Source organism: Bacillus sp. SRB_331, from assembly GCF_003264175.1.
GTDB lineage: Bacteria > Bacillota > Bacilli > Bacillales > Bacillaceae_G > Bacillus_A > Bacillus_A mycoides.
The window spans coordinates 302,483-323,685 of record NZ_NADV01000029.1; the positions used below are offsets into that span (position 1 = coordinate 302,483).

Annotated in this window: 19 protein-coding genes; 4 read left to right on the forward strand and 15 right to left on the reverse strand. The window is 33.4% G+C overall.

Annotated features, from left to right (window positions below; translation table 11 throughout):
- Positions 1–37: 37 nt before the first annotated feature.
- The 12 genes from B5P42_RS19900 to B5P42_RS19955 form a co-directional block, all read right to left on the reverse strand.
- Complete coding sequence (locus tag B5P42_RS19900; protein ID WP_107888194.1) at positions 38–1,579, reverse strand: acyl-CoA carboxylase subunit beta; 1,542 nt, start codon at positions 1,577–1,579, stop codon at positions 38–40.
- Positions 1,580–1,581: 2 nt separating this feature from the next.
- The gene (locus B5P42_RS19905) at positions 1,582–2,370 is read right to left on the reverse strand and encodes an enoyl-CoA hydratase (RefSeq protein ID WP_002017012.1); all 789 of its coding nucleotides are present in this window, start codon (positions 2,368–2,370) and stop codon (positions 1,582–1,584) included.
- 4 nt (positions 2,371–2,374) lie between these two features.
- Complete coding sequence (gene mvaB, locus B5P42_RS19910; RefSeq protein WP_044440836.1) at positions 2,375–3,286, reverse strand: hydroxymethylglutaryl-CoA lyase; 912 nt, start codon at positions 3,284–3,286, stop codon at positions 2,375–2,377.
- A 21-nt stretch (positions 3,287–3,307) separates the two neighbouring features.
- Positions 3,308–3,523 (reverse strand): acetyl-CoA carboxylase biotin carboxyl carrier protein subunit, encoded by a 216-nt coding sequence (locus B5P42_RS19915; RefSeq protein ID WP_113735019.1) that lies wholly within the window; start codon positions 3,521–3,523, stop codon positions 3,308–3,310.
- A gap of 26 nt (positions 3,524–3,549) precedes the next feature.
- Positions 3,550–4,887, reverse strand: coding sequence for an acetyl-CoA carboxylase biotin carboxylase subunit (locus B5P42_RS19920; RefSeq protein WP_044440840.1), 1,338 nt, complete (start codon positions 4,885–4,887; stop codon positions 3,550–3,552).
- Positions 4,888–4,902: 15 nt separating this feature from the next.
- A complete protein-coding gene (locus tag B5P42_RS19925; protein WP_113735020.1) occupies positions 4,903–6,048 on the reverse strand; it encodes an acyl-CoA dehydrogenase in 1,146 nt (381 codons plus the stop codon).
- A gap of 216 nt (positions 6,049–6,264) precedes the next feature.
- The gene (locus B5P42_RS19930; RefSeq protein WP_107888192.1) at positions 6,265–7,233 is read right to left on the reverse strand and encodes a YbgA family protein; all 969 of its coding nucleotides are present in this window, start codon (positions 7,231–7,233) and stop codon (positions 6,265–6,267) included.
- A gap of 4 nt (positions 7,234–7,237) precedes the next feature.
- Complete coding sequence (locus B5P42_RS19935; RefSeq protein WP_002065518.1) at positions 7,238–7,891, reverse strand: TetR/AcrR family transcriptional regulator; 654 nt, start codon at positions 7,889–7,891, stop codon at positions 7,238–7,240.
- Positions 7,892–7,915: 24 nt separating this feature from the next.
- Positions 7,916–8,935 carry an ABC transporter permease gene (locus tag B5P42_RS19940; RefSeq protein WP_033709125.1) on the reverse strand — a complete coding sequence of 340 codons (1,020 nt, stop codon included), beginning with the start codon at positions 8,933–8,935 and terminating at the stop codon, positions 7,916–7,918.
- Entirely contained in the window at positions 8,932–9,657 is a 726-nt protein-coding gene (locus tag B5P42_RS19945; protein ID WP_002032219.1) for an ABC transporter ATP-binding protein, read from the reverse strand. The genes B5P42_RS19940 and B5P42_RS19945 overlap by 4 nt, the downstream gene beginning before the upstream one ends.
- Before the next feature lie 184 nt (positions 9,658–9,841).
- On the reverse strand, positions 9,842–10,093 hold the full coding sequence (locus B5P42_RS19950) for a hypothetical protein (RefSeq protein ID WP_002017002.1): 252 nt from the start codon (positions 10,091–10,093) through the stop codon (positions 9,842–9,844).
- A 216-nt stretch (positions 10,094–10,309) separates the two neighbouring features.
- Complete coding sequence (locus tag B5P42_RS19955; RefSeq protein ID WP_113735021.1) at positions 10,310–11,152, reverse strand: metallophosphoesterase; 843 nt, start codon at positions 11,150–11,152, stop codon at positions 10,310–10,312.
- A 600-nt stretch (positions 11,153–11,752) separates the two neighbouring features.
- Between B5P42_RS19955 and B5P42_RS19960 the strand changes: the two genes are divergently transcribed.
- Positions 11,753–12,322: a methyltransferase gene (locus tag B5P42_RS19960; protein WP_113735022.1), complete on the forward strand. Its 570-nt coding sequence runs from the start codon at positions 11,753–11,755 to the stop codon at positions 12,320–12,322.
- Positions 12,323–12,743: 421 nt separating this feature from the next.
- On the forward strand, positions 12,744–14,159 hold the full coding sequence (locus tag B5P42_RS19965) for a phosphatidylinositol-specific phospholipase C (protein ID WP_113735023.1): 1,416 nt from the start codon (positions 12,744–12,746) through the stop codon (positions 14,157–14,159).
- Positions 14,160–14,312: 153 nt separating this feature from the next.
- Here the strand turns inward: B5P42_RS19965 and B5P42_RS19970 are convergent, their stop codons facing one another.
- Positions 14,313–15,689 carry a lytic polysaccharide monooxygenase gene (locus B5P42_RS19970; protein WP_088034822.1) on the reverse strand — a complete coding sequence of 459 codons (1,377 nt, stop codon included), beginning with the start codon at positions 15,687–15,689 and terminating at the stop codon, positions 14,313–14,315.
- 288 nt (positions 15,690–15,977) lie between these two features.
- Positions 15,978–16,553, reverse strand: a complete 576-nt coding sequence (locus tag B5P42_RS19975) for a TetR/AcrR family transcriptional regulator (RefSeq protein WP_002085457.1) — start codon at positions 16,551–16,553, stop codon at positions 15,978–15,980.
- 147 nt (positions 16,554–16,700) lie between these two features.
- On the opposite strand from B5P42_RS19975, the gene B5P42_RS19980 reads away from it, so the two are divergent.
- On the forward strand, positions 16,701–17,828 hold the full coding sequence (locus B5P42_RS19980; RefSeq protein WP_113735024.1) for an alpha/beta fold hydrolase: 1,128 nt from the start codon (positions 16,701–16,703) through the stop codon (positions 17,826–17,828).
- Positions 17,829–18,039: 211 nt separating this feature from the next.
- On the opposite strand, the gene B5P42_RS19985 is transcribed toward B5P42_RS19980, so the two are convergent.
- Positions 18,040–18,261, reverse strand: a complete 222-nt coding sequence (locus tag B5P42_RS19985) for a helix-turn-helix domain-containing protein (protein WP_088034820.1) — start codon at positions 18,259–18,261, stop codon at positions 18,040–18,042.
- A gap of 1,075 nt (positions 18,262–19,336) precedes the next feature.
- On the opposite strand from B5P42_RS19985, the gene B5P42_RS19990 reads away from it, so the two are divergent.
- Entirely contained in the window at positions 19,337–20,380 is a 1,044-nt protein-coding gene (locus B5P42_RS19990) for a Fic family protein (protein ID WP_016091364.1), read from the forward strand.
- Positions 20,381–21,203 lie beyond the last annotated feature (823 nt).

Here is a 21,203-nt window from a genome sequence, read left to right on the forward strand (position 1 = left end):
CCTTGATTTTTGAGCAAGAAAGCCCTAAATAGGGCTTTTAAACTGGATATACAGGATGTTTACGATCCGTGAATACTTGATATTTACTCATATACATTTCGAATCGTCCTTTTAACTCTTCACGTAAATTGTTTGGATGAACAATACCATCAATCACCATCTCAGATGCTAAACGGTAAATATCAATATCTTTCTTATACTCTTCTCGTTTTTCAGCAATAAAGCTTGCACGCTCTTCTTCTGGTAAAGCTGCAATCTTATTTGCATATACAGCATTGACCGCTGCTTCTGGACCCATTACTGCAATAGAAGCTGTTGGTAATGCTAAGCAGCAATCTGGTTCAAACGCTGGACCTGCCATTGCATATAAGCCAGCTCCATATGCTTTTCGAACGACGATAGAAATTTTCGGTACAGTTGCTTCACTCATTGCAGAGATCATTTTTGCACCGTGACGAATAATTCCGGCACGTTCTACTTTTGTACCAATCATAAATCCAGGTACATCTGCAAGGAATAATAATGGGATATGGTATGCATCGCATAAATTTATAAACTTCGCTGCTTTATCAGCTGAATCGTGGAATAAAACGCCGCCCTTCATACGCGGCTGATTTGCAATAATGCCAATTGGCTTACCATCAATACGCGCTAAACCTGTAATTAGTTCTTGAGCAAATAATTTTTTCACTTCAAAAAAAGAACCTTCATCAATAATTCTGTTAATGAGATCTTTCATATTGAAAGGAGCATTTTGATTTTCTGGAATGATTTCTTCTAACGTTTTATCGAACTGTTTCGGTTCTTGAGGTGTAATCAAAGGAGTCTTTTCTAAATAGTTACTTGGAAAATAAGAAATATATTGTCTCGCTTGCGTAATTGCATCTTCTTCTGTTTTACATAAAACATCTCCGCATCCTGATACTGAGCAATGCATACGTGCTCCGCCCATTTCTTCCAAAGTTACCTTCTCACCGATAACCATTTCAGCCATACGCGGAGACCCTAAATACATAGAAGCATTTCCTTCAACCATCATAACAACGTCACAAAATGCTGGAATATACGCACCACCAGCTGCTGAAGGTCCAAATAATAAACAAATTTGTGGCACTTTTCCAGATAATTTCACTTGGTTATAAAAAATTCTTCCCGCACCGCGGCGTCCAGGGAACATTTCAACTTGATCTGTAATACGTGCCCCAGCGGAGTCAACTAAATAAAATAACGGCACACGTAATTTCTCAGCCGTTTCTTGAATACGTAAAATCTTTTCAACTGTACGTGCTCCCCATGATCCAGCCTTAACAGTTGAATCATTTGCCATTACGCAAGCAGTACGACCATGTATTTTACCAGTTGCAGTTACAACGCCGTCAGCTGGTAACCCGGTTTGTTCACAATTTGCAAATAATGCATCTTCCACATATTCACCATTATCGAATAAAAGAGCTAAACGATCTCGAACAAAAAGTTTTCCTTTTGCTTTGTTTTGTTCATGATATTTCGTTGCCCCGCCTTGCTTAATTGTTTCAACTCGTTCTTCAAATGAATTAGATTGTTGTTTTTGATCTAACATATTTACTCCCCCTTATACATTGGTTTGCGTTTTTCCTTGAATGCCTGTAATCCTTCTAATCTATCTTTCGTATGGATTACGCCCTCATACGCCTGTTTTTCCATTTGTAATCCGGTATGTAAATCTACTTGAATACCATTTGAAATTGCTTCTTTTGCTAATCGAACAGCAATTGGACCATTTTTAGCAATTCGATCTGCAATTTCAATTGCTTTCTCTTCTAGTAAATCAGCTGGTACTACGAATTCTACTAAACCATATTCTTTCGCTTCTTGCGCCGAAATACGTCTTCCTGTATAAATTAATTCTTTCGCTCTACCGACTCCAATTAATCTCGGTAAACGCTGAGTACCACCTGCTCCAGGTATAATTGCAAGAGAAGTTTCAGTAAGACCTAGACTTGCAGTGTCAGAAGCAATTCTAAAATCACAAGCTAAGCTTAATTCAGTACCTCCACCAAGTGCGATTCCATTAATAGCAGCAATAACTGGTTGTGGTAATTGTTCCACCATCTCCATAGTAGAACGAATCATACCCACAGCATGGCGAACTTGTTCTTCACTCATGTTGGCACGCTCTTTTAGATCAGCACCAGCGCAAAATGCTTTTTCGCCATCCCCTGTTAAAATAACAACGCGCGTATTTGATTCTTCATTTATTTGAGTTAATATAGTTTGTAATTCTTCTAATAATGCCAAAGATAATGAGTTTGCTTGTCTTTCACGATTTAACGAAATCTTTACAACGTGCGGTGTAACATAGTCAACTGAAATGTTTTGTAATTGTAGCATCTTCTCACCTACTTATCGTTTTATGTTGAAGCGCTCTATACACATGACTCGGTAATTGGATATTTAACTTACTTTGAATAAACTGACTAGCTCTCAATAACTTTTCTTCATCAATATTAGTTTGGACTCCCAGCTTATGGAGCATATGGACTAAGTCATCAGTAGCAACATTACCCGATGCTCCTGGTGCATAAGGACATCCTCCGAGTCCACCACAAGAACTATCAAACGTTGTAATACCATATTCTAAAGACTTAACTACATTCGCCAGAGCCATTCCATACGTATTATGAAAATGCATTGCAAACTGCGAAGCATCATACTTCTTTAATAGATGTTCTAATACTTGTTCTACTTGTAATGGATTCGCTACACCAATCGTGTCACCGAGAGAAACTTCATAAATGCCGTATGAAAATAGTTGATTACATATTTCGTCAACTGCTGTGGCACTTATATCGCCTTCATAAGGACATCCAAATACAGTAGAAACATAGCCCCTTACCTTTTTCCCTTCGAACATTGCCTGTTTTGTTATATCTTCAATTACAGCTAATGCTTCTTTAATAGATTTATTAATATTACTTTTATTGTGAGATTCACTTGCTGATAAAAAAACATTCACCTCATCTACATTTTGCAAAAAAGCTCGTTCCAAACCATTTTGATTTGGAACAAGCGCTGCATATGTAACATCTGGATCCCTTTTTAGCTCAGAAAATACATCACTTGCATCTGCTAATGCAGGAACCCATTTAGGGTGAACGAATGAGGAAACTTCAACGTACGACAATCCCGCTTCTGTAAGTAGTTGAATCCATTTTACTTTATCTTTTGTGCCAACAATCTTTTTTTCATTCTGTAAGCCATCACGTGGCCCGACTTCTTTAATGACAGCAAAATTAGGTAGTTTCAATTCGCTTCCCCCTATATCTCCCTATTCAATTTCTAGTAATACATCTCCTTCATTTACAAAATCGCCTTCTTGTACGTTAATTTTCATAACAGTTCCGGCTTCTTCTGAAACGATTGGAATTTCCATTTTCATAGATTCCAAAATGACGACATCCTGCTCTTCCTCTACTGTATCTCCTACTCCTACAACAATTTTCCAAATATTTCCTGCCATCGATGCATATACTTTCGTCATCATTTTTTCCCCCTTAATATTCATAACTCTTATTTTTTAACAAGTTGTTTTGTTACAAAACCTGTTGTATAAATACCACTTTTGAACACATCGTCTCCGAGTACTTGCAGTAACATTGGTGTGTTTGTTTTAATACCTTCTACTTTTAACTCTTCTAGAGCAATTTTTAATTTTGAAATCGCTTCTTCACGAGTTTCACCATGTGCGATTACTTTCGCAATCATTGGATCATAGAAAGGTGTAATCGTTACTTGATTCTCCAAAAAGTGATCAATACGTATATTTGTCGGTAACGTTAAATCTGTAATTTTCCCAGGTGATGGGAAGAATGTTTTCGGATCTTCTGCATAAATACGAGCCTCAATGGCATGACCACTACGTTTTACATCATCCTGTGTAAATGATAGCTTCTCACCATATGCGATAAGTAATTGTTGTTCAACTAAGTCTAACCCAGTAATTTCTTCTGTAACTGGATGTTCTACTTGTAATCTCGTATTCATTTCTAAGAAATAAAAGTTCTTTTGATCATCTACAAGAAACTCAACTGTACCTGCATTTGTATAACCAAGTGCTTTAGCAGCTTGTACAGCAACTTCTCCCATAGCCTTTCGTGTACCCTCATCTAAAAATGGTGAAGGTGCTTCTTCAATTACTTTTTGATTTCGGCGCTGCACTGAACATTCGCGTTCCCATAAATACACTGTATTACCATGTGTATCTGCTAAAAGCTGAATTTCAATATGATGTGCATCTGCTATATAGCGCTCTAAATACATTTCTCCGTTACCAAAGAAATTTTGCGCTCTTGTTTTATTACTTTCAAATGCTTTGGTGAGCGTTTGCTCAGTTTCCATCAACTGCATTCCAATGCCTCCGCCGCCCGCGGATGCCTTAAGCATTAATGGATAACCAATTTGTTTCGCAATTTCAATTGCTTCTTCAGCAGTTTCAATATTTGTAGTAATGCCTGGAACTACTGGCACATCTGCTTCTTGCATCGCTATACGTGACTCAATTTTACTTCCCATCTTAGTAATGATTTCTTCTGAAGGACCGATAAATACGATTCCTTCTTCTTTACAGCGAATCGGAAAAGATGGATTCTCTGATAATAATCCGTACCCCGGATGGATTGCTTCAGCATTTGTCTTCTTAGCTATTTCAATAATTTTTTCAAGGTTTAAATAGCTTTCTTGGACACGTGGACCGCCTACTAAGTAAGCTTCATTTGCCAATTTTACATGAAGGGCATTTTCATCAGCCTCAGAATAAATAGCAACGGTACGAATGCCAAGTTTTTGACAAGTTTTCATAATGCGAACTGCGATTTCCCCGCGATTAGCAATTAATATTTTTTGAAACATAGTGACCCCTCCTTTTTATCTACATCCTAAATGTCTTGCAATTACGAGACGTTGAATTTCAGAAGTTCCTTCACCAATTTCTAAAAGTTTTGCATCACGAATATATCGTTCAACTTCATATTCACGCATATAGCCATATCCACCATGAATTTGTACTGCATGATTTGCTATACGACTTGCAGCTTCAGATGCAAACAACTTTGCCATAGCCGCTTCTTTACCGAAAGGTTTATCGTTATCTTTTAACCAAGCTGCTTTATGTACTAAATTACGCGCTAATTCTACTTCAGTCGCCATATCAGCCAATTTAAATTGAATCGCTTGGAAATTAGAAATCGGTTTTCCAAATTGTTGACGTTCTTTCGCATATTTCAATGCACGCTCAAATGCAGATTGTGCAATACCTACTGCTAATGCTGCAATTGAAATACGTCCTCCATCAAGCGTATATAAGAATTGTTTAAATCCTTTATTTACATCACCAAGAATATTTTCTTTTGGTACACGTACACCATCAAGTACGATTTCACAAGTATTAGAAGCACGAACACCCATCTTATCGTAAGGGCTTGAAATCGTTAATCCTTCACTAGTAGTCGGTACGATAAATGCAGAAATACGTTTTTTACCATTGTCTTCAAAACCGTTGATAGCGGTTACAATAATTGTATTTGCATACTCTGCGTTTGTAATCCAGCACTTTTCACCACTAATAACATATTCATCGCCATCTAAAATTGCTTTCGTTTGTGTGCCCCCTGCATCAGATCCAGCATTTGGCTCCGTTAATCCGAAAGCACCTAACGTTTTACCTGACGCCATTGGAACTAAAAATTTCTGTTTTTGTTCTTCTGTACCGAAATAATAAATTGGAGAAGCACCTAATGAAATTGTTGCAGCATAGCTTAAACCTGTTCCACCACAAGCACGACCAATCTCTTCAACAGCTAACGCGTACGATAACGTATCGCCACCTGAACCCCCATACTCTTCCGGGAATGGGATACCTAATAATCCTAGTTCGCCCATTTTTTGAAATGTTTCATATGGAAATTCCGCAGTTTTGTCATAATATACAGCTTTCGGTGCGATTTCCTTTTCAGCAAAATCACGTACCATTTCTTTAATCATTTGTTTTTCGCGAGTTAGAGTAAATTCCATTCCGCTACACACCCCTTATCGAATATTGAGTTTCGACAGCGTGCGAGTTTCTACTACAAACATTACTTCTTAAAAGACACGAATATTAGTTAGACAATTGCTATAATTCTGTCATAACTTAATTTTAAAACAGATTCTGTACCAATGCACAAAAAAATTCCTACATTGTTCTACAACAACATAGGAGGTTTTGTGTCGAATTATGTAATTTATTGTTTAATAATCTCTACCTTTTCCCGAATCAGAAATTTCTACTAACCCTTCAGGGTATGGTTCGAAATATGTTTGTCTTAATAAATACTTTTCATCAAATCGAATGGCCCATGTTTTTAAAATTACAAGTACACTACTAAGTGGGATTTTCTTTTCAGAATACTTCTGTAGTAGCTCTAAAAAATGATCTTTTTCTTGTTTTTTTAGCTTTGTTTTAAAATATCCAAAAATGTGCTCACATACATTTACATTCGATGTATAGCGAGGCGCGCGAATAAATAATTCATATAAAGTCTTCTCATAGTTATCAAATACGACTTCAATTGTTTCATTTTTTTGATTTGCAATAATACGCCCTAATTCTTTTTGTTTTACCTGATTATATGCCATAAATAAATACTTATAATCTGATTGAAACGCTACGAGTTCTTTTATGTTTTTAGTATGTTTAATCATTTTGTAATGCGCGATTGTAAACAATCTTGTAAAGAAATGCTCTCTAATAATAAAATTCGACAATCTACCTTCTTCTTCAATTGGAAGATGCGAAAATTTTTTTATTACTGCTCCGCCAAATAATCCAGTTCCTTTTCCTTTTACTGGCCCTTTTTCAAAACCAGAATAGATTTTCACATCACGAGTTCCGCAACTTGGCGAACGATTCTTCAAAATAAAACCGTCAACTTCAGGTAATGTTTGTAAAAATGCATTTGAAAATTCATTCATTTTTTCAGTTACATCTTCTCGTATTGACGGTTGTACAAGCCTATTCGCACCATTTTTTTCTACAATACGTATCGTTTCACGAGGAGTCCCTAAACCAATTTCTACTTCAGGACATACAGGTATAAATGTAACAAATGGCTGCAAGTTTCGAATTGTTAAATCTGGAACCATCTCTCCATTATAACGACAGGCATCAAATTCTAAACATTTACTTACAACAATTATCGGTTTAGCAAATTGTCGCATCACATTACCTCCGTGGCGTTAGTCCATACAATATAAATTGAATCGTATTTTCAATTTCCACTTCATCGTCCCATTTCTCTTCCGGCAATAATAAAAACCTCGTTAAGAGCAACCCTAATACAGCTGATAAAGTAAGACGTAATACGGAAGATGGCGGAAGTTCAATAATTTCCCCTTCTTCTTGAAACTTTGCAATCAGCTTTTTAAAATGTACAAGCAGTTCTGTTTCTATTAATTGTTGTATTTCACTTTTTAGTTCCGGCTGAAATGGTACTTCTTGAATTAATATTTTTATCATTGGAAAGTGCTTTTTAGCAAATTCAAATCTATTTTGAATTATTACTCTTAAAAGCACTTCATACGATTCATACTCTGTTTTAAATATTTCTTTTGCAAAGGCTTGTACGAAAAATGGTGCAGCAAACTTTGTTAAGGTCGGCATCACGACTGCAAACAATAAATCTTTTTTCGTTTTATAGTAGCGGAAGATTGTTCCTTCCGCTACACCAGCTCGCTTTGCAATTTCACTCGTTGAAGTTGAGGCGTACCCTTTTTCTCCAAACATATCAACAGCTGCCTCTAATATACGCATTTGACGTTCATTACGTTTATCAGTATTAGTTGCGGCAACTAATTCTTCCAGCCAATCCTTCTTCATTTATTGTGCTCCTTTTTATCATCATTATATTTTGCGATGTTTCTTTAATGCAAATACATTTCCTACTGCAAATAATAGTGAAAAAAGTAGTAATACAGTAAGATCTAATGCAATCTCTGTAAACCCTTGATTCCGAATCATTACTTGTCTCATAGCGTCAGCACCATATGTGAGTGGAAATAATTTACCTAACATTTGTAACCATGTATTCATGGATTCCATTGGAAACAACCCAGAAAAGAAGACTTGTGGCACGATAACAAGCGGTATAAATTGAATCATTTGAAATTCATTATTTGCGTATGCCGATAAAAATGTGCCTAATGTTAGTGCAGTTAAAGAAAGCATACATGTTATAAGTAGCGTTAGCCATATTGAGCCAGCTACATATAAATCTAAAATATAAACTGAAAAACTTACAATTATAATAGATTGTATAAATGCAAAGATTCCAAAACCAATAATATATCCTAAAACTATTTCCCATCTTCTCACTGGTGTGGACAATAATCTCTCTAATGTACCACTTAAACGTTCTCTTACAAAAGATACTCCGGACAATATAAATACAAAGAAAAATGTAAAGAAACCAATTAATACGGGACCAAGCCCATCGAACATCGTAATGTCTTTAGAGCCATGTAAATAATCCACTTCAGGCTTCATCATTGATACATTATTCTTCTCTGTACTCTTTTGCAATACTTGAAGTACCGCACGGTTTTTTGATGAATCACTGCCTTCTAATAGAAGATTCATTTTTCCATTTTCTAAATGAATTACTGCATCTACCTTTTGCTTTTCTAATTCCGAAATTGCTTTGTCTTTACTATATTCATAAATTGATGCTTCTTGATTTTTCATTGCTTTTACTATAGGAGCAGGTACATCGACTACAGCAATATGCGGTATATAGTCTTTTTGTGTAAATATTAGCGATAATAACCAAAGTAATAACATTGGTGCCCCAAACATCATTGCTAAAGAACGCTTATCTCGAAAAAATTGACGAATGATACGGATGACTACACCATTAACTCTCATGATTCAATCACTCCTTCTAACATAAAGACATCTTCAATTCGTCCAGAAGATGTTTGTTTTTTCAATTCCTCCGGTGTGCCAATCGCAACTAAATTCCCTTCTCTAATTAGCCCTAGACGTTCGCAAAACTCAGCTTCATCCATAATGTGCGTTGTTACAATAATAGTTGTTCCTTTCTTTTTAAGGTCATAAAACTTCTCCCAAATCGATTTTCGAAGTAGAGGATCTATCCCAACTGTTGGCTCATCTAAAATTAATATTTCTGGTTCATGAAGGAGTGCTATCGCCAATGATAAACGTTTTTTCATTCCACCTGAAAAATGCTGTACTTGCTTTTTCATATGCTCTGATAATTGCACAAGTTCAAAAACTTCTACGATTCTCTCTTTCTTACGCTTACCTTTTAACCCATACATCGTTGCAATAAAATCTGCATTTTCATATGCCGATAGTTCTTCGTATAATGCATCAGCCTGAGCCATATAACCAATTCTTTTCATTTCATTTAGATTAGGCATGTTTGTATTAAAAACAATTACATCCCCTGTAGTTGACTCATTAATACCTGCAATCATTTTAATGAGTGTTGTTTTCCCTGATCCGGAAGGTCCAACCAAGCCAAAAATTTCTGCTTTTTCTACTTGCAGCGAAAGGTTATGCAAAACTTCTTTTTTCCCAAAACTTTTTGATACATCTCGTAAAATAATTGAAGGTTGCTGCACTAAAAATCCCCCTTTTCTTTAAAATGAGTGAGTACTCACTTTTATTTTACTCTCGAATTATTATATGTCAAACTTTTCAAACATATATTTTTTCTGTTATTTACTAAATCAATGAAACAGAGTCGACATTAGAATATTTTTTCTTAAAGTCGACTCTGTTTCATTGTAAATTATTCGATTTTTGTTATGTTTTTAAATTTAAATACCTTCTAATTCTAGCAACATCTAATGAATATTCGATAACTATTTGCTGTATTGGTAATATAACCGTTTCCGGATATAAATGTGCATATTGTAACGTTTCTGCATACTTTTCCAACCGTTTTTCTAAATACTTTACAATTTGCTCAGGATGACTTACTAATAAAGACGTACTATAATAATGAATTTGCTCCTCAATCGCCGTATATTCTTCAATTTCAAATTCTTTATGCATTTGTACACCCCTTTATATTTTTAATATTGCTTAATAATAACTATTTTAACTCGACTAATTTTTAAGTTTTTTGATTATTTAAACTATAACAAACTCAATAGGTCAAAATTTGTTACTTTATGTAACGTTGAAAAATTTTAACAAAATTGTAATGGAAACTTGTACTCAAGAAAAACTACCTTTAAATTATTCTCCTGAACAAAAAAGCCGTACAGATTAATTTAACTGCACGACTACAATCTCAGGTCTATTAAAAACTCTTTGCGGAATGATACTATTGCCTAATCCTCTACTAACCATCATAGACGTATTTTGTTGTTCATATAAACCCGCTGTATATTTGGGCAGTATTCCTTGATTAGGAGCAACTAATCCCCCGATAAAAGGTAACCGAACTTGCCCCCCATGTGCATGACCCGATAACACTAAATCTACTTTCTCCTCAGCATACTCTTCTAGAAATTCAGGCCTATGGGATAATAATACATTATACCTATCTGGCTGCGTTTCAATTTTTGCTTTTACAATTGCATCTTTTACAATACTTCCTTCATCAATATCTCCAGTATTAAATTCCGGATCATCAATTCCTAACAAGTTTATTTCGTGTCCTCCCTTTTGTATTATTACATGTTCATTTCTTAAAACAGTGACATGCTGTTTCTTTAATTTTTTTTCTAAACTGTTATATTTTCCTGACCATTTTTCATGATTTCCTGTCACAAAATATACCGGATATTCCTTCACAAGTTCTCGTATTACTTGCATACTCATTTCTGCATCGTACGATTTACTGTCTATTAAATCACCCGTAATAGCAATAATATCTGGATTTATGCTTTTTACTTTTTGAATTAAAACGTCTTGATTATCACCAAATTTTTTATTATGTAAATCTGAAATTTGTAGTATTTTATATCCTTTAAAAGAAGAGGGAATTTTACTAGAGGTTATTTTAACCTCAGTTATACTTATTAAATTGTTTTGTAAATATAAAAAGATACTAATGCCTACTAATATACCAATAATTAATATGATTCTTTTAGTCTTCTTGTTCATACTTCCTCCTAAAATCTTAATCAGTACTACAGTTCACAATAAATATTACGTGCCCTTCGCATTCAGAATAACTGAAATTTTTTAATTGATTTGTAGTATTTGTTATAGTTTTATACGCCACTTATAAAATTTTTCAATCGCATGTGTGTATGATGTCATGCTCATTTTTCAGTAATTTTATAGCAGATCACTGGAATCTCTTCATAAGATTAACATTTATCTTACTTAGTTTGATAACTATATCATGATAATTCCTATAGTTTTTTATAAAAATATTGTGTACTTTTCTCGAAGTATATACGACATTTGATTACAAATATATTATTACCACTACGATTTTAATTTGTTTAAAACGTACAAAGAGAGAATTGAAACACTAAATTGCCTTATGAAAAGGTATTACTGTATTATTTGTTAGAAAATTGAAAAAACATGTGTAGATAGCTATCATTGTAAGTGCATATATAATTAACTTTAATTTTCTGACATATTTTCACATAATTCTTAAACTAGTTTTTTGCGTGCATTATGAAATAAAATATTGCCCCGTGTCAGTCTTTAAAAGATTATATATCATAACTTAAAAGGAGGAAGAAAACTATGAAGAAGAAAAGAAAAGTCATTATGACGACTGCGCTTGCAGCTACATTAGCTACAGGTGCACTACCTACTACATCGGTGTTTGCTGCAGAAAAAGAGGCTCCTATCCAACAAAAAGAAGCTCAAATGAGTATTCAACCATTTGCACAAAATAATTTGGAAACAGCAGTTAACGCTGCCTTAAATGGTCCAGAAGTCAAAAAAATAAAAGTATTTGAGCATGAATTTAATGTAAAACCAATTGAAGTAGTAAATTTAGGTGGCGGTAAAACATATGTTAAGGGACAAATTTCTCATCATTTAAGTTTTCGTCCAGATGATCAATTTTATTATGAGTTTACAGTGCAAGATGGAAAGGTAATAGATAAGCCTGTATTTAATATTGATAGAGGTGGTTGGACACCTTTTGCCGCTCCACTTTTATCAATTCTTGCTGCGTATAATGGGATTCCAGTTAATCCAAATGATTTAAATGCACTTGGTCAACAGATTGGAAAAGTGATAGATGGAAGCTGGGAACATGCAGCCCAATCTATCGCAACTGTAGTTAGTTTAAGTTTTAATGAGTAGAATTTCTTAATTTTTGTTAGCCTAACAGAGTCCCATTTTTCATAAGTAACCTTGTTATAAAAAATTCTGAAACAGCTATAAATAGATTTTTACCACTCAGTCACATTATCTTGATTTGTTAACCACCTTATCATTCATTATATATCACAAAATAGAAGTCTTTTTTAAGACTTCTATTTTGTTTGTATACAGTACAGCGGAAAGTTTGTTTTTTACCTATCTATGCTTCAATTCTTTAAGAATCCGTTTGACTATTAGATACAATTTATTACAACAAACTATTAAAATCTCAAATAACTTCCTACCCTATTTTGATTTTTTCAAACACAAAAATTCATTACTTTAAGAATGAAAACAATAGATGTAGTAAAAAATCATCTTGTTTTATTATATCTATTGTTTAAAAGTCAGGAGAGATAAAATGAACAAAATAAAAATGAGGAATTTTTTTAAAATTAGTATCCTTACTTGTTTCACACTAGCAAGTTTAAGTACACCATCTACTATTTTTGCTGATAGTCATCCAGGTTATTCCTATGAATCCAATATAGGCTATCAAAACCCAGCATGGATGTCGAAAGTAGCAGATTCAACAAAATTGAGTGAAACATCTATTCCAGGGACTCACGGTACAATGGCTTTACATGGAGCAAGTTTTCTTGATGAAAATTTGACAAGAAATCAAACTATGAGTCTACCACAACAATTAAATTCCGGAATTCGATATGTAGATATGCGTGTTAAACGTGTAAAAGATTCTTTTGCAATGTACCATGGGATTGTAAATCAAAAAGCAATGTTTGAAGATGTATTAAAAGAGGCAATTCAATTTTTAAAAGATCATCCTACAGAAACAATTTTAATGCGCTTAAAAGAAGAAACTACTCCTGAAAGTGGCTCACTATCATTCGAGGAAATACTTAATAAATACAAAGACCTTAATTCTTCCTATTTTTGGGATCCGAGTTCTGTACCAACTTCAAAAAAAAATAACCCTACTCTAGGAGACATCCGAGGGAAAATTGTAATCTTACAAAACTTTACAGCCTCTCAGCAATATGGTATTAATTACGATAGCTTAAATATACAAGATACATTTGAAATTGAAAACGGACCAGACGGAATGTATGAAAAATGGAATGCGGTGAGAACCCACCTTCAAAATGCAAATAATAATTTTAACAATGATAAAATCTATCTTAACCATTTTAGTGGCACAGGTGGTGCTGCTGCATTATTAAATAATGTTTATCCTTGGTTTGTTGCAAGTGGTAAAGAGAGCAGAAATACTGATAGTAACCTCAAGATGATTCAAAAAGCTACAACTAATGCGTGGGAAGATTTCCCTCGTGATATAAATGGTCAAGTATTTTATGGTGGAATGAATACACTGGGGACCGAACTCTTGCAACAAGGTGGAATTAAACATTCTGGTATTATCGCAGCTGATTTTCCTGGTCCAGGTTTAATTGATAGTATCATTAAATTAAATGGTATACATTCGAATGAAAAAGAAATATTAATTTCGCAAATTTCATCCGAATCTAGCCCTTTATCCGGACAACAAAATCGATCCAGTCAAAACTTTAAAATTGATAGTTTACCTGTAGGTACTAAGGAATTAAAATGGATTATTGAGCCTTCAGAAAAAGATCATCCTTCTTCTATCTCTTTCAATGTAATGATTGACGTTTCCCTAGGTACAGATTCTACTCGTTGGAAAAATATTTCACATGGATCTAGGACTGAAGCTTATACGAATACTAAATATTATATTGCAAGCCCACTTGGTGCCACTAACAAATTTACAGTGAAAATATACGCTATTACAAATTAAAAAATAAAGAATCCCAATGGAATTCCTTTTTGATGGAATACCATTGGGGTTCTTTAATAATTTCATTTCGTATATATTGGGATGAAGAGTAAAAATTGCCCCCCTGTTCCGGTATTGCACATAGAATAAGTGATAACTACCCTTTTCCACTGATCATTTATTTAAAACTGGCTTCCAAAGCGATAGTGCAAAAATCCAATTTGGATCGCCGTTCCCTTGATAACTTTGAATCGCTTCATACACTTTTCCCTCATGTACTACCTTATCACCTTTATTGTATGCTTTTCTTGCATCCCATTTTTCATAAGTAGAGTCCTCTAGTTTTGTTGCTACAGTTAAAACATCACTTCTACTAGACTCATTTCCAGCTAAATCAACCGCCGTCACTACATATTTATACGATGTATTAGTTTTTAAATCTTTATCCATAAAGGATGTATTATCCGCTGTCCCAATTTTATTCATAACCCCAGTGCTTTCTCTATATACAACATAATGATCAACACCTACATTATCTTCAGACGCACTCCACATCAAATCAACAGTTGTCGCTGTTGTACCCATACTATGTAATCCTTTTGGTTGAGTCGGAGCCTCTTTATCTGGAGTTTCATTTGTTGTCTTAACCTTTATTTTTTCACTTTCTTTTGATATGTTTCCAGCAGCGTCTAATGCCTTTATTGTATAGGTATATTCCGTATTTGCTTTTAGTTTTTTATCAATAAAAGTTGTACCTAGTACCGTACCAATTACTTCTCCATTACGTAACACTTGATATTCTTTTACGCCTATATTATCATTTGAGGCCTTCCATGTTAGTTCAACACTATTGGCAGAAACCTTAGACGCATTTAATCCAGTTGGTTGACTTGGAGCTACTGTATCGGGAGCTTCATTATTTACTAAATTTACATCAATTACATTATAAAACGCATTTGACGTATCTGCTACATCCCATACAGCTAAAATAACATGATAACCATTGCGATCAGTTGGTACATTAATTGTATGTGTTAAATTATTTGATGCTGCCGAACCGTCATGTTTCACAGTTCCAATTGGTTCTAATTCAGCACGTGTTAATGGTTTATTAGGATCCCATCCCTTTTTGGTAATGTAATAATGCCATTTACTTGTAGAATGTGCCGCTGTGTATTTCCATGTAAATGTATTTACTCCCCCCTTTATTGTGTTTTTGAACCAGCGATTTGATGTTTGTTGGTCAAGAATCCCTCCAAACAGTTCTCCTGCCGAAGCGATTTTCCCATCAATCGGTCCACCATCTGGGAATCCTTTAGGTGCTTCTAGACTTTGAGGTTCGTACATTACATTTCCACAATTTAAATTTAATGCTCCATAATTCTGACTACATAAAGCAGCACGACTACTCGGCTTTTCAACAAACCCATGTGCATATGCACTTTGAGGAATCATTGTAATTGCCGTCACCCCTGCAGCTAAAACACAAGCACCAATTCCTTTTTTACTTTTTCTTAATCTTTCTAACTTAAATGTTAATTTCAAATTCATACTTGTCCCCCCAATATATTGTTTATGCTAATATAATAGCAATATAGGGATAAACGAACAAATCACCTACTAATATATTAATAGTTCAATAACATAAACACATTTAGTTTATTTATTAACCTGATATGGGGCTAAATTAAGCAAATTAATTCTATTTTGTAACATTATGTAGTAAAGAGTTTATAAAAAACCAATAAAGATTCACAAAAAATCCAAATATCGATTACTTAATTTTTTACACCCACACCCCACACGATAACTACATTATTAAGCAGGTTTCATGATTTATTACATTCTCTCGCCACCTGACAAAATCAGATCAAAAACATATCCCTGCATATTATCGATTAGTTCAACCACATCTGGATTTTTATCGTTGCTCAGCGACCAATTGATTGACACCATTGCGTTTGCTGTATACAACTGAGCTACAAAGTCAATCGGCACACTTACTTCAACCTGCTGCTCTTTCAAATAGGAATAGCAGGCATTATATAAAATGGATTCTAATTCTAAACGTAAATCCGCTGAGGGAACACGTACATGGAGTAAAGTTGCAACCTCTTTTTTTCGCGCTGAGATCTTATCGGTTATCATATTAATAGCTTGAGCCACATTTCCATTCTCTATTAATGCGAAACGAAATTCAATTTCTTCCTTGAACCAGCAGACATAATTTTGCACTAATTTTTCCAAAAGATCATATTTATCTGCAAAATGGCTGTAAAATGTGGACTTACTCACCATAGCATGTATGCAAATATCTTTAGTTGTAATTCGCCCAAACTCTTTTTCGTTCAAGAGGGTAATAAGTGTATTAGAAATATTTTTCTTCGTTTTATAAACGCGAACATCCTCTCCCATTAATAATCAATCTCCTTCCCAAAGTTGCTTATCAAACCATTTATATCCTTATGGTTCGATTTCGTACTTCTTACCCTTTCCTGCTTGTTGTTTCTTTAATATACTTCTCTTATCCTTGCCTTGTAGTCAAATATAAGGAGGGATTTTATGTTTAAACAGTATGTAAACAACGAACAGTTCAATTTGCAAATTAACCGTTTTTTCAACGATTTCTATCAAGACGATGAGCGGGCAAATCAGGATTTGCAAGCCATCATCCCAAGACTTACAGACACGGACAGCTGGTATAACACTTGGATAGAATATGCAGCAATGCGGGAGCATCAGAAAGACTTCGATATAGCTTCGGTTTATTATCAGGCTGCCGAGTTTTATATGGAATCATCCGATCCAAAAAAAGAAAAAGTGTACCAAAAATACCGTGAAACTTTTTATAAGGGCTTTCATGACTTTGAGTATGAAACCTATCAAATTCCTTATGAAGATTCCTATCTTCCTGCAATCAAATTCATGACACCAGGCGCATGTAATACACTACTTTTCTTTGGAGGCTACGATTCCTACATGGAGGAAATGATGAAGATGATGAACTACCTCATAGGAATCAATTATAATATTATAGTTTTTGATGGACCTGGACAAGGAACAGCACTGAAAAACGGCTTAAAATTCATCCACAACTGGGAGAAGCCCGTTTCCACAGTCATTGACTATTTCAAACTTGACCGTGTTAGTATTCTCGGAGCTTCTTGGGGCGGCTACTTGGCAATGCGTGCCGCCGCTTTTGAAAAACGAATCGACAAAGTCATCGCCTTTAATATTTTTTATAGTGGCCTTGATGCACTCAAGATGCGCATGCCGGATAATATCTGGAATAAATTGACCACGCTTCTGGCTACTAATGAAGCTGACAAAATTAATACCATGTTTAAACAAATGATGGCTACCAGCATCGACCTGAACTGGAAAGTTAAAAAAGGTATGGAAAATACAGGTGAAAAAACGCCATTTAACTTACTTAAAAACTTTGAAAAACATACGATGGCAGGAATCGGTCAGTTCATAAATCAAGAAGTATTGCTCCTGGCTGGTGAAGACGATCAGTACGTTCCAATTAGCCGATTACCGCAAATCGAATCGGAGCTATGTAATGCAGCCTCCATCACTTCTGTAGTTTTCACTAAGAAAACTGGTGGTGAACAACATTGTCAGGCTGGTCATCGTCACTTAGCTTTTGATGAAATTAAAAGATTTTTGCGACATAAATTATATTGAGAAATATGAAGCGTTTTAGCACTTTCAAAATTTTTCTTTTATTAGCACATTAGAACATGGTGACATTCTTGCCCTTCTTATAGTGTTCATGGTGACCATCGTGTCACTCCTCAAAAAGACTGATATTATTTTCATAAAAGAAATCCCCCACGTATTTGTGGGGGATTATTCTGCGTTTTACTTATAATGAAATATGTGAAGTTTTGTTTATTTACAAACCTAAAATTCCAACAATCTGACTCGCCTTTAGATTAGTAATATAATAGTACATCTCTAAACCCTTTTTTTCAGCCTTTAGCACCTTACCCCTCATTTTCGATAAATGTTGGGAAACAGTGAATTGCGGAATTTTTAAAAGCTTCGTCAATTGTGTAACATTACATTTTTTATACTGAATTAACTTGTTTATAATTATTCTTACTAAATCTAACAAAAAAGTTTGAGTAGCCCCCCCTATTAACTGCACTAATTATAACTAGAGCTAGCCCTTTTCTTTAAATTCCTACTTTAACTAGACCATACGGAGTTAGTGATATGAGTTCGAAAATTTTTTCACCTTTTCTAAACAACTTATTATATTATTTTTATCTAATAAGGCACAGAAACAAATTAAAAAACTTTAGTGCTCCTGAAAATCTCTTGAGGAAAAACGTTTTTAGGGTGAAACGTTTTTCAGGGTACTTTTATACTGACTCTTTTCCTTAAAATGTTTCTGTACCTAATATTTAAATTAACTTATGTCAAAATATTTCGCAATACAAGCGCTAAATGCTACATGGATATATAGAAAATGACACTTTTTATGAGCATACCCCATCAAATACTTATATTAAATATAGAAAAGTCACCTTAATATTATTAAATTTGTTAAATTAAATAATGAAAATGGAGAATACTAACTTTATAATTGTCACAATTTAATTTATATATCTACTCTTTTATTACTCGTAAAAATCATTTGATAATTCCTTCAATATTAATTTATGAAATGCAGAGACCATCTAAAGCAACAATTTTCTTACATTAGATTGTTTTTCTATTTAATTTATTTTGTCGAAAAAAGTCGATATTTTCATATTTTTTTCATTTAATTATTGTACATTTGCACATTTAGTGTTAGGATTATGCCTATTCAAATTAGATCCTATTGATTCCTCTTTAAGATTTCTTTATTTTATTTGTGAAAATTAGTTACTTTCTAGTAAATTCCCAGCAATAATACAGCAAACTACACTAATAATAATTCTAAAATTATATTTTCATCTCGTAAATTCATAAAAAGGAATTTACGTCAAACTATATTTTCTATCTGTGTATATTCATTCTTTATTCAAACATGATTAATCATAAGTTCTAACTCGTTAATCAAATTTAAATAACAATTTTGATTCTAAAATAAGTTCAAAATCTAAATAAATATATTGTTATTTCAAAATAATGTTGTAAACTATCTTTAGAATGGAAAGATTTATGTAACAGCATGTTAAGGGGTTACAGGGGGAATAAAAATGAGAAATTTTTTCGATGACAGGTATAAAAATATTGAATTAAAAAGGAGACTATTAAATATAATCAGTGAAATTAGTGAATTAAAAGGAAAATTAGCTGCTTATCAGGAACAAAATCCTGATATATTTACTAGCTTAGAAAAAACCATACCACTTCATTACATAAAAAACTTTACTACTACCTATGAAGATATAAAAGTCCCAAATAAAAGATTAAAAGAACTTATTTTAGATGATATAGTACCTCAAAATATTTCGGAAGATGCTATCTTTTGTTTTTATCAAACACTTACTTTTGTACATAAGAATTCCTGTGATTTATTAATCAATCCAGAGACTATACAGGAATTACATTTTCAATTAATACATTACATTACCTCTGACAGTGCCAAATGGCGCGAAAAACCGTTTACTATTCCAGGTATTCCTGAAAACGGAATGCACTTAAATAGTTACCGCATTCTTCCACATGAGCTTATTCCACAAGTAATGGAACAATTATGTGATCAATATAACTCATTAAATTCTAGTAAGGGCCATCATTCACTTTTATTAATAGCTCGTTTTATATTTAATTTTTATTGCATAGTCCCTTTTAATCAGGGTAACGGCAGATTGGCACTTATGTTAATGCAATTGCTATTAATTAAGAGTGGAAATACATTTGTAAAATATGTATGTCTGGATAAATACATTAAGAAAAATGAATCTGAATATTACAATTCGATTTATAAATCTTCGGTAAATTGGTACTGCGAGGAACATAATAGTAGCTTTTGGTTAAAAACGTTTTTAACTATTATATTAGAGGCCTACAAAGATCTTCATAATACAGTTCTAGATTCTATATGTAAGCATACTAAAGTGGAGAGAATTCAGGATTTTATCCTTAAACAAAAACAACCCTTTACTAAGGAGTGTATTCGTAACACATATCCAGACATAGCAGAGAGTACAATCAGTAAGGCTTTAAATTCCTTGCAATTGTTTGGCCATATTAAGCTAGTGACAAAAGGAAGAAATGCTAGTTGGATTAAAGTTTAACTATACTTGTAAAACACTTACAGTTCAAAAAAGAAAATTATAACTTTATCATTTAAATTCATGCCTTTGGACTCTTATTCATTGAATTTCACTTTAATATATTAAGCTATTATTACTAATTTAGTTATTTCTAATTCCTACAAAACACAAAACGGTTCATAGGAATATTTGTCGAAAAAAGTCGCATTTTAATATTTTTTCTTTATTTTCTGGTTGTAAACGTTTCATTTTCGTGTTACCATCTTAATCAAACAATAGATGGTAATAAAAACAAAATATTTCTTTCCCTTAGAAACATATAAACGTACGGTCATATCAAGAAAATAAGGCCAAAGAAATATTTGATACCTATCCAAATTACCAATAGGAATTTTGCCGCATTAACTTTCTGTTATTTCAGAATAAAACTTCACATTTTGTCCCTAAACAAAATTTGTTAGCGTGCAAAATTCAAATACACTAAAACACCCAAATAAATGAAATGTCCTTTTTTATTGAGCATTGAGGTATGAAAAAATAATTCTTCCTACAAAATTCAGCTGAGTAACATAAAGACATCTAAATTACTACCTTTATCGCCATCTATTGTTGACAACATATTTACCAACTATTAAAAAGAACCTATCAAGGGTTCTTTTTTATTATAATCATTCAAATTTCACTTCTATCTTGATACTTAGATTTCTACACAAATTACATCTACTTTTTTACTCTCAATTATTGAATTTATAATATAGTACTTCAATTTTAGTTATTCTTGATCTCAATCCGTTTAAATTAGTGAATAAAATTCAAACATATAAAAATAATAACTACAACTAAT